The organism is Psychromarinibacter halotolerans (assembly GCF_029168315.1).
Taxonomy (GTDB): domain Bacteria; phylum Pseudomonadota; class Alphaproteobacteria; order Rhodobacterales; family Rhodobacteraceae; genus Psychromarinibacter; species Psychromarinibacter halotolerans.
On sequence record NZ_JARGYD010000017.1, the window covers coordinates 1 to 12,430 of the forward strand.

The 12,430-nt window shown below is 66.6% G+C and carries 11 protein-coding genes and 1 other RNA gene; 7 read left to right on the forward strand and 5 right to left on the reverse strand.

Annotated elements, in window-relative coordinates; translation table 11 throughout:
* Positions 1-140: 140 nt before the first annotated feature.
* On the forward strand, positions 141-557 hold the full coding sequence (gene rplQ, locus P1K30_RS22670; RefSeq protein ID WP_275635022.1) for a 50S ribosomal protein L17: 417 nt from the start codon (positions 141-143) through the stop codon (positions 555-557).
* 116 nt (positions 558-673) lie between these two features.
* Entirely contained in the window at positions 674-1,984 is a 1,311-nt protein-coding gene (locus tag P1K30_RS22675) for a replication-associated recombination protein A (protein WP_275635023.1), read from the forward strand.
* Between the two features lie 4 nt (positions 1,985-1,988).
* Here the strand turns inward: P1K30_RS22675 and recR are convergent, their stop codons facing one another.
* Positions 1,989-2,585 (reverse strand): recombination mediator RecR, encoded by a 597-nt coding sequence (gene recR, locus P1K30_RS22680; RefSeq protein WP_275635024.1) that lies wholly within the window; start codon positions 2,583-2,585, stop codon positions 1,989-1,991.
* Positions 2,586-2,633: 48 nt separating this feature from the next.
* Here recR and P1K30_RS22685 point away from each other — a divergent pair, with 48 nt between their 5' ends.
* On the forward strand, positions 2,634-4,028 hold the full coding sequence (locus tag P1K30_RS22685) for an NAD(P)/FAD-dependent oxidoreductase (RefSeq protein ID WP_275635025.1): 1,395 nt from the start codon (positions 2,634-2,636) through the stop codon (positions 4,026-4,028).
* Between the two features lie 21 nt (positions 4,029-4,049).
* Here the strand turns inward: P1K30_RS22685 and P1K30_RS22690 are convergent, their stop codons facing one another.
* Both P1K30_RS22690 and P1K30_RS22695 read right to left on the reverse strand, forming a co-directional pair.
* Complete coding sequence (locus P1K30_RS22690) at positions 4,050-4,394, reverse strand: YbaB/EbfC family nucleoid-associated protein (RefSeq protein ID WP_275635026.1); 345 nt, start codon at positions 4,392-4,394, stop codon at positions 4,050-4,052.
* A gap of 288 nt (positions 4,395-4,682) precedes the next feature.
* Complete coding sequence (locus P1K30_RS22695; protein ID WP_275635027.1) at positions 4,683-6,446, reverse strand: DNA polymerase III subunit gamma/tau; 1,764 nt, start codon at positions 6,444-6,446, stop codon at positions 4,683-4,685.
* A 235-nt stretch (positions 6,447-6,681) separates the two neighbouring features.
* Between P1K30_RS22695 and P1K30_RS22700 the strand changes: the two genes are divergently transcribed.
* Together P1K30_RS22700 and P1K30_RS22705 are read left to right on the forward strand one after the other, a co-directional pair.
* Positions 6,682-8,223, forward strand: coding sequence for an ankyrin repeat domain-containing protein (locus P1K30_RS22700; RefSeq protein ID WP_275635028.1), 1,542 nt, complete (start codon positions 6,682-6,684; stop codon positions 8,221-8,223).
* Positions 8,224-8,256: 33 nt separating this feature from the next.
* Positions 8,257-8,577: a hypothetical protein gene (locus P1K30_RS22705; RefSeq protein WP_275635029.1), complete on the forward strand. Its 321-nt coding sequence runs from the start codon at positions 8,257-8,259 to the stop codon at positions 8,575-8,577.
* A 50-nt stretch (positions 8,578-8,627) separates the two neighbouring features.
* Here the strand turns inward: P1K30_RS22705 and ffs are convergent.
* Together ffs and P1K30_RS22715 are read right to left on the reverse strand one after the other, a co-directional pair.
* An RNA gene (gene ffs / locus P1K30_RS22710) (signal recognition particle sRNA small type) lies at positions 8,628-8,725 on the reverse strand.
* Between the two features lie 100 nt (positions 8,726-8,825).
* Complete coding sequence (locus P1K30_RS22715) at positions 8,826-10,805, reverse strand: bifunctional 2',3'-cyclic-nucleotide 2'-phosphodiesterase/3'-nucleotidase (protein ID WP_275635030.1); 1,980 nt, start codon at positions 10,803-10,805, stop codon at positions 8,826-8,828.
* Between the two features lie 157 nt (positions 10,806-10,962).
* Between P1K30_RS22715 and nudC the strand changes: the two genes are divergently transcribed.
* The gene (gene nudC / locus P1K30_RS22720; RefSeq protein WP_275635031.1) at positions 10,963-11,922 is read left to right on the forward strand and encodes an NAD(+) diphosphatase; all 960 of its coding nucleotides are present in this window, start codon (positions 10,963-10,965) and stop codon (positions 11,920-11,922) included.
* 34 nt (positions 11,923-11,956) lie between these two features.
* Positions 11,957-12,424 carry an SRPBCC family protein gene (locus P1K30_RS22725; protein WP_275635032.1) on the forward strand — a complete coding sequence of 156 codons (468 nt, stop codon included), beginning with the start codon at positions 11,957-11,959 and terminating at the stop codon, positions 12,422-12,424.
* Positions 12,425-12,430 lie beyond the last annotated feature (6 nt).

The following is a 12,430-nucleotide window of genomic DNA, read 5'->3' on the forward strand; positions in this document are numbered from 1 at the left end:
CCCTACCGGCCCCGTAGGGTGCGCATTCATGCGCACCGGGGCCACCCCGGGCACAACGCCCCAAGGAGAACCGGGAGACACGCATCCCCGGTCGGACAAAGCAAAACCGCCCGTAGAGGGCACGAAATGGAGAAAGACCCATGCGTCACGCACGTGGCTACCGCCGCCTGAACCGCACCCACGAACACCGCAAGGCGCTGTTCGCGAACATGGCCGGCTCGCTGATCGAGCACGAGCAGATCAAGACGACCCTGCCGAAAGCCAAAGAACTCAAGCGCATCGCCGACAAGCTGATCACGCTTGCCAAGCGCGGTGACCTGCACGCCCGCCGTCAGGCCGCGTCGCAGCTGAAGCAGGACGCCTACGTCGCGAAACTGTTCGAGATCCTCGGCCCGCGCTACGCCGAGCGTAACGGCGGCTATACCCGCGTCCTGAAAGCCGGCTTCCGCTATGGCGACATGGCACCGATGGCGATCATCGAGTTCGTCGACCGCGACCTCGACGCCAAGGGCAAGGCCGACAAGGAACGCGTCGCTGCGGAAGAAGCCGCCGAGTAATCGGTGCTTCCTTGATGGAATTCAGGAACCCGCCGCAAGGCGGGTTTCTTTTTGCCGGGTCGTACAGGACACGGTGTGCTCTTTCCCCAGACGGCGGCAGGGCTTAACTACATCCCATGGCCGACCTCTTCGACTCTCCCTCCGACGCCGCCGCGACCCAGGCGCACCGCCCTCTGGCTGACCGGCTACGGCCGCGCGCCCTGTCCGAGGTGATCGGCCAGCAGCAGGTGCTGGGCCCCGAGGCTCCGCTGGGCGTGATGCTAGAGGCCGGCGCCTTGTCGTCGCTGGTGTTCTGGGGGCCTCCGGGCGTCGGCAAGACCACCATCGCGCGGTTGCTTGCGAACGAGACCGACCTGCACTTCGTCCAGATCAGCGCGATCTTCTCGGGCGTCGCCGAGCTGAAGAAGGTCTTCGAGGAAGCAAAGCTGCGCCGCCGCACCGGGCGCGGCACGCTGTTGTTCGTCGATGAGATCCACAGGTTCAACAAATCGCAGCAGGACAGTTTCCTGCCGCACATGGAGGACGGGACGATCCTGCTGGTGGGCGCCACCACAGAAAACCCGTCGTTCGAACTGAACGCCGCGCTTTTGTCCCGCAGTCAGGTTCTGGTGCTGGAGCGGCTGTCGCTTGCGGATCTCGAGCGGCTGGTGCAGCGGGCCGAAAAGGAAGTGGACCGTGCCCTGCCGCTGACCGGCGAGGCGCGCGAACAGTTGTTGGAGATGGCCGATGGCGACGGGCGCGCCTTGCTGAACCTTGTCGAGCAGGTGATGGCATGGCGGACCGAGCGGCCGCTGGACCCCGCCGCGCTGACGTCGCGCCTTCAGAAGCGGGCGGCGCAGTACGACAAGTCGGGCGATGCGCATTACAACCTGATCTCGGCGCTGCACAAATCGGTGCGCGGCTCTGATCCGGACGCGGCGATGTACTGGTACACGCGGATGCTGGCCGGGGGCGAGGACCCGCGGTATCTGGCGCGCCGGTTCACCCGCATGGCGGTCGAAGACATCGGGCTTGCCGATCCGCAGGCGCAGCGGGTCTGCCTTGATGCGTGGGAGACCTACGAACGGCTCGGCTCGCCCGAAGGCGAACTCGCGCTGGCGCAGGCGGTGATCTATCTCGCGCTGGCGCCCAAGTCGAACGCCGGATACGCGGCGTATAAGGCAGCGGTCGTCGCGGCGAAGAAGACCGGCTCCGAACCGCCGCCCAAGCACATCCTGAATGCGCCAACGCGGCTGATGAAGGAACAGGGCTACGGCGACGGCTATGCCTATGATCACGATCAGGAAGACGCATTCTCGGGGCAGAATTACTTTCCCGACGGGATGAAGCGCGGCGTCTACTACGTGCCGGTCGAACGCGGGTTCGAACGTGAGCTGAAGAAGCGGGTCGACTATTTCGCGGGTCTGCGGTCCAAGCGGAACGGCTGACGCGTCACAGGCTTTTGCGAGCCCGCAGAGCGGCAGTGATCGTGCCGTCGTCGAGATAGTCCAACTCTCCGCCGATCGGCACCCCTTGCGCCAGCGAGGTGACATTCACCCGCCCGTCCAACTGGTCGGCGATGTAATGCGCGGTGGTCTGGCCGTCGATCGTGGCGTTCAGCGCAAGGATGACTTCGGTGATGCCCTCGGACGTCACGCGGTCGATCAGCTTCGGAATCCGCAGTTCATCCGGCCCGACAGCATCCAGCGCCGACAGGGTGCCGCCCAGAACGTGATACCGGCCCTTGAACACGTTCGACCGTTCCATCGCCCACAGGTCCGCGACGTCCTCGACCACGCACAACTCGCCATTGGCGCGCTTTTCCGAGGTGCAGATCGGGCAGACGTCGCCGGTCGAGATATTGCCGCAGTTCAGGCATTCGCGCGCGGTCTGTGCGACGGCCTGCATCGCTTCGGCCAGCGGGTTCATCAGAAGGCCGCGTTTCTTGATCAGGTGCAGAACGGCACGGCGCGCGGACCGGGGGCCAAGCCCCGGAAGCTTGGCCATCATCTCGATCAGGGCTTCGATTTCACGGGGTGCGTCGGACATGCCGGGACGATAAACCGGGGCAGACCCGAGCGACAGCGGAATGTGCCGATGACCAGCCTTCAGACCAAGCCCCGGCGTCTTGGCGACGTCTCTTTCTGGTATGCCGATCTTGGCGGCCTGCCGGCCCGACGCGCGCCCTTGGACGGCGACACGACCGCCGACGTCTGCATCGTCGGGGCGGGGTACACCGGGCTTTGGTCCGCGTGGTATCTGAAACAGGCCGATCCCACGCTGGACGTGCTGGTGGTCGAGAAGGACTTTGCCGGGTATGGCGCCTCGGGGCGGAACGGCGGCTGGCTGACCGGCGGGTTCGCGTGGAGCCATGACAAGTACGTCGCGGCCAGCGGTGCCGACGCGGTGCGGGCGATGGTCGACGCCATGAACGGCACCGTGGACGAGGTGATCCGCGTCGCCGAAAGCCAGGACATCGACGCCGACATCCTGCGCACCGATGAACTGGTGATGGCGGTGAACGACGGCCAGATGGCGCGGCTTGCCGCCGAGGCAGAGGACCGCAAACGCTGGGGCGAGACGGACCGGATCGAGGTGATCGGCGCCGACGCCGCACGGGCGCGGGTGAATGTGCCCAACACGAAGGGCGCGATGCTGGTGAAGAACGTCGCCCGCATCCAGCCCGCCAAGCTGGTGCGCGGACTGGCGGCGGCGGTGGAACGCGCGGGCGTCCGGTTGGCAGAGGGCACGACGGTGCAAACCATCGAACCGGGCCGCGTCGTGACCGACCGTGGCACGGTGAAGGCCCGCCATATCCTGCGCGCGACCGAGGGCTTCACCGCAACCCTGCCGGAGGCCAAGCGCGAATGGCTGCCGTTGAACTCGGCCCAGATCGTGACGGAACCGCTGCCACAAAAGATCTGGGACCAGATCGGCTGGGCAGGGCACGAGATCGTGGGGGATTTCGCCAATGCCTATTGCTACTGCCAGCGCACGCGCGAAGGGCGCATCGCCGTGGGCGGGCGCGGTGTGCCGTACCGTTACGGGTCGGCGATCGACACGTCGGGCACGCCGGATGCGGGTACCGTGTCGCGGCTGATGGCGATCCTGCGGCGGCACTTTCCGGCGGCGGCGGATGCCCGCATCGACCATGCGTGGTGCGGCGTGTTGGGCGTGCCGCGAGACTGGTGTGCCACCGTCGGCTACGACACGTCGACCGGGATCGGTTGGGCAGGGGGCTATGTCGGGGTCGGGGTGTCGACCTCGAACCTTGCCGGGCGCACGCTGGCGGATCTTGTGACCGGCAACGACAGCGACCTGACGCGGCTGCCGTGGGTCAACCGCCGGGTCCGGCGGTGGGAGCCAGAGCCGCTGCGCTGGATGGGGGTGCAGGGGATGTACAAGCTGCTGGAAGCCGCAGACCGCCAAGAGGCCAAGGGCGGCGGAGAATCGAAGCTGGCCGCGCTTGGGTACAAGCTGACCGGGCGCTAAGACGCCCGGCCAAGCAAGGTATCAGAACGGCATCTTGAAATCTGCCGGCAGGCCAAGACCTTCGGTGATCTTGCCCATTTCCTGCTGGCTGCGCTCAGAGGCCTTGATCTGGGCGTCCTTGATCGCGGCAAGGATCAGGTCCTCGACCACTTCTTTCTCGTTCGGGTCGAAGATCGACGGGTCGATGTCCAGCGCCGTCAGTTCGCCCTTGGCCGTCGCAGTCGCCTTCACAAGGCCCGCACCGGATTCACCGGTCACGGTGATGGTATCGAGAGCGTTCTGCATCTCGGCCATCTTCTCCTGCATTTCCTTGGCCTTCTTCATCATCCCGGCCATGTCGCCGAGCTGGCCCAATCCCTTGAACATTGCGTCGCTCCTTTGTCCGGGGTGTCAGTGGGTTAGATACGGGCGGTGGTCCAAGGTGACAAGGGCAGAGGCGGCAAACCGCTGGCATGGGGCGATAGTTCGGGGGGCGGAAGGGCGGGGCCTGTGGCCGCCACGAAGGGCAGCGACCGACCCGAGGATGGTGCGATAGCGCCGCCCTGGGGGGCGGGGCAGCGCTGAACGGCGTTGCCGCCGGGCGGGACCTATGACCGGTGTCCCGACAGGGGGCCTAAAGCTGGATCTGCAGCGCCGGTGCCGGTGGGGGCGGCCTCAGTCGTCCTCGAACGGGTCCCATTCGTCCTCGACCTCGGGCAGGGCTTCTGCCTCGGCCTCTGCGGCGATCTCTTCCGGCGACCGGATGTCGGTGATCTTGGCCTCGGGGAAGGCGGCGAAGACGGCCTGTACCAGCGGATGCTGCTTCGCCTCGTCTTCCAGCGCGCGGCGGTCGGCGTCGCGGTCCTCGGCAATCGTGGTGCCGCCGCCCTCGTTCACGACGGTGACGGCCCAGCGGACGCCGGTCCATGTCTGCAGCCGCGCGCCAAGGCGGGCCGCCAGGTCTGCGGGGGCGTCGTCGGTCGGGACGAACTCGATCCGGCCGGGCTGATAGCGGGCAAGGCGAAGGGTCGTTTCCACCTCGACCAGCAGCTTCACGTCGCGATTTGCGCGGATCAGGTCGACCACGTGGTCGAACCGGGCGAACCGTGCGAGCGCCTGCGCCGGATCATGCGCCAGCGCGGTGGCCGCGCCGCCCGCACCGCCACCGGCCCGCATCCGGGTCGCGTGGCCCGAAACCGCCTGCGCCCCGGCACTGCCGCCGGGCGCGTCGTGGCCGCCACCGCCACCGGGTGGGCCAGAAGGCGGCGGGGGCGTGTCCTGCAGCTTGCGCAGCAGATCCTCGGGCGGCGGCAGGTCGGCGACATGGGTCAGGCGGATCACAGCCATCTCGGCGGCCATCATGCCGTTCGGGGCCTGCGCGACCTCGTCCAACGCCTTGAGCAGCATTTGCCACATGCGGGTCAGCACCCGCATCGGCAGCCGTTCGGCCATGTCCAGCCCGCGCGCGCGTTCGTCGGGGCCGATGGTCGGGTCTTCGGCGGCGTCGGGGGTGATCTTGATGACGCTGACCCAGTGCGTGATCTCGGCAAGGTCACGCAGCACCGCCAGCGGATCGGCCCCGTCAGCATACTGCGCCGCCAGTTCCGACAGCGCACCCGCCGCGTCGCCCGACATGATCATGTCGAACAGGTCCAGTACCCGGCCCCGGTCGGCCAGCCCCAGCATCGCGCGCACCTGATCGGCGGTGGTTTCTCCGGCGCCGTGGCTCAGGGCCTGATCCAGAAGCGAGGTCGCGTCGCGGGCCGACCCTTCGGCGGCGCGGGTAATCAGCGCCAGCGCCTCGTCCGAGATCTCGCCGCTTTCGGACCCGGCGATCTTGCGCAGCAGGTCCATCATCACCTCTGGCTCGATCCGGCGCAGGTCGAACCGCTGACAGCGCGACAGCACCGTCACCGGCACCTTGCGGATCTCGGTGGTGGCAAAGATGAACTTCACATGGGCGGGGGGTTCTTCCAGCGTCTTCAGCAGCGCGTTGAACGCGCTGGTGGACAGCATGTGAACCTCGTCGATGATGTAGATCTTGTAGCGCGCGCTGGCCGCCCGGTAATGCACGCTGTCGATGATCTCGCGGATGTCGCCCACGCCGGTGTTCGACGCGGCGTCCATCTCCATCACGTCGACATGGCGGCCTTCCATGATCGCCTTGCAGTGTTCGCACACGCCACAGGGTTCGGTCGTGGGGCCGCCGGTGCCGTCGGGCCCGATGCAGTTCATCCCCTTGGCGATGATCCGTGCGGTGGTGGTTTTACCCGTCCCCCGGATGCCGGTCATGATGAAGGCCTGCGCGATGCGATCCGCCTTGAACGCGTTGCGCAGGGTGCGAACCATCGCGTCCTGACCCACGAGATCCGCGAAGGTCTCGGGGCGGTACTTGCGGGCAAGAACCTGATAGGCGGCGGGGGCGGTATCTTGGGGCATAGGGGTTCCGGCTGAATCGGGCACGGGCCGAGCCTAAAGGAAGCGGCGGGCGGCCCCAAGCCCGGATAGCGCCTGCTTGCCCGGACGGCAGACCCCGGCTAGAATTTGGATGCCGTGCAGGGGCGGCATCCGGATCCGCGGAAAGCTGTGACAGCACCCCTTAGACGAAGACCGACCCATATTCGGTTGAACTCGTGCCCGGCAGGCGGATCGGCGGGCGGACAGAGGGATACCGATGACCCATCATCCGGACAAGTTAAGGCGCGTGGCAAAGGGGCTGCGCAAGGCGTTCGAGGCAGGCGACCCCGCCGCCGTGGCCCGCGTACATGCGGTGCTGCCCAAGGCCCAGACCCTGCGCCACACCGACGCGCTGCATGTCATCGCGCGGGAAGAGGGCTTTGCAAGCTGGCCGCGACTGAAATTCGCGGCAGAGGCGCTGAACATGGACCGCGCGGCCAAGGCGGCGCGGCTGGATACGGCGCTGTATTTGGGACAGCACTGGGTGGTGCAGATGCTGCTGGCGGATGTGCCGGACCTTGGGCGCGACGACCTCGGGCTGGCCTGCGCGCTGTACGACATCGACCATGTTCACGCCGTGCTGGCGCACGACCGGACGGCCGCCGTGCGCCCGGTGCGCGGGCGGCGACCGATCCTGCATCTTGCGTTCTCGCAGCATCTGCACGGCGGCGGCGACCCGGATTCCATGCTTCAGGTGGCGGATGCGTTGCTGGCGGCGGGCGCCGACGTGAATGACAGCTACGCATACCAAGGCGATCCGGCGTCGCCGCTGTCGGCCCTGTACGGTGCTGTCGGGCACGCGAACAACATGGCGCTGGCCCAGTGGCTTCTGACCCACGGCGCGGACCCGAACGACAACGAGTCGCTGTACCATTCCACCGAGCTTGGCCATCGCGACGGGCTGCGGTTGCTACTGGCGCATGGCGCGCGACCCGAAGGCACCAACGCGCTGCCCCGCGCTTTGGACTTCAACGACCACGAGGCGGTGCGCCTGCTTCTTGGCGCCGGGGCGGACCCGAACGAGGGGATCGTTCAGCATCCATCGGGAGAGCCGCCTTTCGTCATCCCCGCGCTGCACCAAGCCGCGCGCCGCATGTGCGACGCGACGATGGCGGGGCTTCTGTTGGACGCCGGGGCCGACCCGTCTGCGCAATACCGGGGCGTGACGCCCTATGCCTTGGCCCGTGTTTTCGGCAACGGTGCGGCGGCTGACCGAATCGCAGCGGCGGGCGGAGACACCCGCCTGACCCCGGAAGAGACGCTTTTAGCCGCAGCGGCCGAGGATCGGCTGCCCCCCGGCGCTCGGTTGGCCGAAGATGGCCTGCCCGATGTCTACCGCGTTCTCCCGCGCGAGTTGCTGCACCTGCCGGGAAAATTTCCCCATATCCAGAGGCTGATAGAACTTGGCCTCGATCCCGACGTGACGGACCAGATGGGGCTGCCGCCGGTCCAGATCGCGGGCTGGGAGGGGCTTCCCGAACAGCTTTCGTTTTTTCTCTCGCTTAAGCCAAATCTTAGGCATATCAATGAGTACGGGGGTGATCTGCTGTCCACGATCATCCACGGGTCCGAAAACTGTCCGGCCCGGAACGACCCATCCGAACATAGGGATCACGTCGCCTGCGCGCGGCTTGCCCTTGATGCGGGTGTGCCGCTTCCGAGACGTGTGATCGCCTTCGCGGGCGACGAGGGTATGGCGGCGTTTCTTGCCGACTGGGCCCAAGCGCATCCCGAACAGGTGACGGATCCGACGCCCTAGCGGGGTGCCGTGGTTGTGGGGAGGTTGGCCACAATGACTGCCGAAGCGACGCGGGAATCCTGGGCCTGGGTGAAGGTCTTGCTGGCGGCATGGCTTGTCGCCTGGTTGGGGTCGTTCACCGCGCTCTGGATCGAACCGACCGAGGAACTGGGCCTGTCCGGTAACTGGAACCGGTTGCGTGTCCTGATGCTTTGGCAGGCGGTGGCAACCGTGCTTGCGATGCTGTGCGCGCTTCAGGCCCCGCTTCTGCCTCGCGGTTCGCGGCGGCGTCGGGCGGCCTATTTCCCGCTTGGCGTCCTGGTCATCACCGTCGCGGTCGCCAGCCTGATGGCGCTGTGGGTCGGACTGTCCTGAAAGAAACGTAGGCCGCAAACGCGAACGGCGCCCCGTGGGGCGCCGTCGTAGGGTGAGAGGCTGATCACGACCCAAGCGGGTCTCGTTACGGCTGCTTCCTTCCGGACCTGACCGGGTTGGCGAGGCGCCTGCCCGCGCCAACCTCTCAAGCCGTCATCTAGGCGATCCGGCGACCGGTTTCAAGTCATGTGTCGCACGTCTTGCCCGCCCCCGGATGCGCGGGGACGGGGCGGGCGCTTGTGCCGGGCCTACAGCGTGATGCGGTAGCGGGCGAAGCCGTCCGGGCCGTCCCCCGCCGCTTCGATCTCCATGCCCGAGACCGTATCGACATAGGCTTCTGCCGCCGGACCTGTGTCGAACAGCACCGTCGCGCCGTCCAATGGGGCGAACGTCCAGTTCGCGTCCGCCGACGGGTTGATGGTGCCTTGTTCGACGATATAGCGCACGATGACGTCGCGGTTGGTGTCCGGCCCCTCGAAGATGATCGTCGAGCCGTCCGCGCCCGGGAAACTGCCGCCGCCCGAGGCGCGGTAGTTGTTCGTCGCGATCACGAACTCTTGCGCCGGATCCACGGGCGCGCCGTCGAACATCAGGTTCACGATGCGGTTGGTGTCCGGGTTGATGACCTCTCCCTCGCGGTCGTATTTCATCGGCTGAGACAGGTCGATCTGGTAGGTCACGCCGTCGATCACGTCGAAGTTATAGCTGGGGAAATCCGGGTTCAGCAGCACCGCGTCCGTCGCGCCAGCCTCGACCTGATTGAACATCCCGGCCGAGCGTTCCAGCCAGTCCTTCACCTGCGCCCCGGTGATCTTCACCGCGCGAATGGTGTTTGGATACAGGTACAGGTCCGCGACGTTCTTGATCGCCACGTCGCCTGCCGGCACATCGGTGTAATAGTCCGGCCCGCCACGGCCCCCGGCCTTGAACGGCGCGGCGGCGGACAGGATCGGCAGGCCCTCGTACTCGGTGCCCTGCATCATCTGTTCGATGTACCAAAGCTGCGCCTGGCTCACGATCTGAACGGACGGGTCGTCCGCCACCAGCGCAAAGTAGGAATGCAGCGGCGCCGAGGTTTTGCCAACCGCGCGGCGGACATAGGCCAGCGTCTCTTCGTGTTCCTGCTGCACCGACGCCTCGACCTCGGGGTCGCTTTCGACCAGCGCGGTGACCGACCGGTCCTCGTTCCGCTTCGAGATCGGCCGCGCCGAGGTTTCGGAACTGACGACGCGCCACTGGTTGCCGTCCATCTCCAGCATCAGGTCGATCAGCCCAAGGTGCGAGCCCCAGAAGCCGCCCATCGTCGCGGGCTTGCCGTGGATCGTCCCGGCGGCAACATCGACTGCGGCGAATTCGTCGTAGTCCGGGCTTGGGAAGACAAGGTGGCTGTGCCCGGTCATCACGGCGTCGATCCCGTCGACGGCGGCCAGTGGCACGCTGGCGTTTTCCATCCCTTCGGTATGGTTCGCCGACCCGATGCCGGAGTGCGACAGCGCGATGATGATGTCGGCTCCAGCCTCGACCATCTCGGGAACCCAAGCCTGCGCGGTGGTGACGATGTCGCGCACCTGCACGTTGCCTTCAAGGTGCTTGCGGTCCCAGTTCATGATCTGCGGCGGGGTGAAGCCGATGACGCCCACCTTGATCTGGTGCGTGTTCCCGGCGCCGTCGGTGACGGTCTTGTCGAGGATCGCGTAGGGCTTGAACAGGGTCTTGTCGTCCCGCGGCCCGGCGCCCTGTTCCAGCGCGACGTTCGACAGCACGACGGGGAAGTCTGCGCCCGCCATCGACTTCATCAGAAAATCTAGGCCGTAGTTGAATTCGTGGTTGCCGATGGTCGTTGCGTCATAGCCCAGCGTGTTCATCGCCTTGATGATCGGGTGCATGTCGCCGTCGCTCATCCCGCGTTCATAGGCGATATAGTCGCCCATCGGGTTGCCTTGGATCAGGTCGCCGTTGTCCAGCAGCATCGCGTTCGTCGCCTCGGCGCGGATCTCGTCGACGATGGACGCGGTGCGCGACAGGCCCAGCGTATCGACGGGGCGGTCGGCGTAATAGTCGTAGGGGAAGACGTGAACGTGAAGGTCCGTCGTCTCCATCAGGCGAAGGTGGACCTGGTTCGCGGCGGCGCGGGCGGAATACGGATGCAGCGCGATCAACGAGGCGCCGGCGGCGGTGCCGGCAAGGAACGCCCGGCGGTTGAGTGCGATGGAATGCTTTTGGGTCATGACGATTCTCCGTGGACGATGACGCCAAGCCTATAGCGGCCGCGTGTGACGCCAAAGCGATGGAATAGTCCGTGGCGTGTTCGTGCCGATCCGGGCGTCGATTGCCTCTGGCCCGCGTGCGTGCCAACAAAGGGCGGACAGATAAGGGGCAGGTGCGGTGCGGATCGCGGAAACGGTGACTTTCGGAGGCTCGGCGCTGAACCGGGCGGCAGAACTGCGCGGCGACAGCGCGGGCATGGCGGCGCGGATGGTCGACCCCGTAGCAGGGTTCTTGCCGATCTGGCGCGGCAAACCGCTGTTCGACGGGCCGGAACAGGACGGGCTGGCATGGCTGCCGCCCGGGCATTCGGTCGTCGCGGGGGCCGAGGCGGTGTTCCTTGGGCTGGAGGGCGATGCGCCGCGCTTTGCCTGCGACATATCGGACTGGGAACCGGCCGAGATCCCCGACACGCTGGGCGCGTTCCTAGACCCGTCGCAGCAGCGGCATCCCGACCTGCCGGGGCAAGAGGTGTTCGCCGAACTGCGCGCCGCGATGACCCGCCTGACACCGCGTGACGCGGAATTGGCCGCGACCGCGAAGGCGATCACCGGCTGGCACGAAAGCCACGGTTTTTGCGCCCGTTGCGGTCAGCCCACCGACATCGCGATGAGCGGTTGGCAGCGCGACTGCCCGGCCTGCGGCACGCACCATTTCCCGCGCACTGATCCGGTCGTGATCATGCTGATCACGCAGGGCAACAAGGTGCTGATGGGCCGCAGCCCCCACTGGCCCGAAGGTATGTATTCGCTTCTCGCCGGTTTCGTCGAACCCGGCGAGACGATCGAAGCCGCCGTGCGCCGCGAGGTCATGGAAGAGGCCGGGGTGCACGTGGGTGAGGTCGGTTATCTGGCATCCCAGCCGTGGCCGTTTCCGTCGTCGCTGATGTTCGGATGCCGGGGCGAGGCGCTGAGCGAAAAGATCACCGTCGATCCCGTCGAGATCGCCGATGCGATCTGGGTCAGCCGGGAAGAGATGATGGATGTCTTCGCCGGAAACAGCCAGCGGTTAAAACCGGCGCGGGAAGGCGCGATCGCGCATTTCCTGATTTGGAACTGGCTGGCGGACAGGCTAGACTAGGCGCCGGGGCAGGGCGGTCAAACAGGCGGAACGCATGAAGTTTTCCACGCGCGAGGATATCGAAGCGCCGATCGAGCATGTCTGGGCATCGGTCACCCGGTTCAAGCGGTTCGAACGGCAGCTGTTGCGTCGCGGTGCCGAGGTTGTGCGATCCGATGCCGCCGGGCAGCCCGGGCCGGGCACCGAGTGGACCGTGACGTTCGAATACCGCGGCAAGCCCCGCACGGTCGAGGCGAAGGTGACAGAGTTCGACCGGCCGCACGCGATGAAGCTGTCCAGCCATTCCGGCGGTGTCGAGGGGCTGGTGTCCATCGACCTTGTTGCCCTGTCGCCGCGCCGCACCCGGCTTCAGGTCGGCGTGGAGCTGACCGCGACGAACCTGTCCGCGCGCCTGCTGTTGCAGTCGCTGAAATTCGCCAAAAGCAATCTGAACAAGCGGTTCACAGACCGGATCTACGAATTCGCACAGGACGTCGAAAGCGACTACGTGAACGCGGTCTGACCGGTG

Excerpts from the sequence above, each read along its gene's own strand:
- rplQ (WP_275635022.1), top strand. The coding sequence starts at position 141 with ATGCGTCACGCACGTGGCTACCGCCGCCTGAACCGCACCCACGAACAC.
- P1K30_RS22675 (WP_275635023.1), top strand. The coding sequence starts at position 674 with ATGGCCGACCTCTTCGACTCTCCCTCCGACGCCGCCGCGACCCAGGCG.
- recR (WP_275635024.1), bottom strand. The coding sequence starts at position 2,585 with ATGTCCGACGCACCCCGTGAAATCGAAGCCCTGATCGAGATGATGGCC.
- P1K30_RS22685 (WP_275635025.1), top strand. The coding sequence starts at position 2,634 with ATGACCAGCCTTCAGACCAAGCCCCGGCGTCTTGGCGACGTCTCTTTC.
- P1K30_RS22690 (WP_275635026.1), bottom strand. The coding sequence starts at position 4,394 with ATGTTCAAGGGATTGGGCCAGCTCGGCGACATGGCCGGGATGATGAAG.
- P1K30_RS22695 (WP_275635027.1), bottom strand. The coding sequence starts at position 6,446 with ATGCCCCAAGATACCGCCCCCGCCGCCTATCAGGTTCTTGCCCGCAAG.
- P1K30_RS22700 (WP_275635028.1), top strand. The coding sequence starts at position 6,682 with ATGACCCATCATCCGGACAAGTTAAGGCGCGTGGCAAAGGGGCTGCGC.
- P1K30_RS22705 (WP_275635029.1), top strand. The coding sequence starts at position 8,257 with ATGACTGCCGAAGCGACGCGGGAATCCTGGGCCTGGGTGAAGGTCTTG.
- P1K30_RS22715 (WP_275635030.1), bottom strand. The coding sequence starts at position 10,805 with ATGACCCAAAAGCATTCCATCGCACTCAACCGCCGGGCGTTCCTTGCC.
- P1K30_RS22725 (WP_275635032.1), top strand. The coding sequence starts at position 11,957 with ATGAAGTTTTCCACGCGCGAGGATATCGAAGCGCCGATCGAGCATGTC.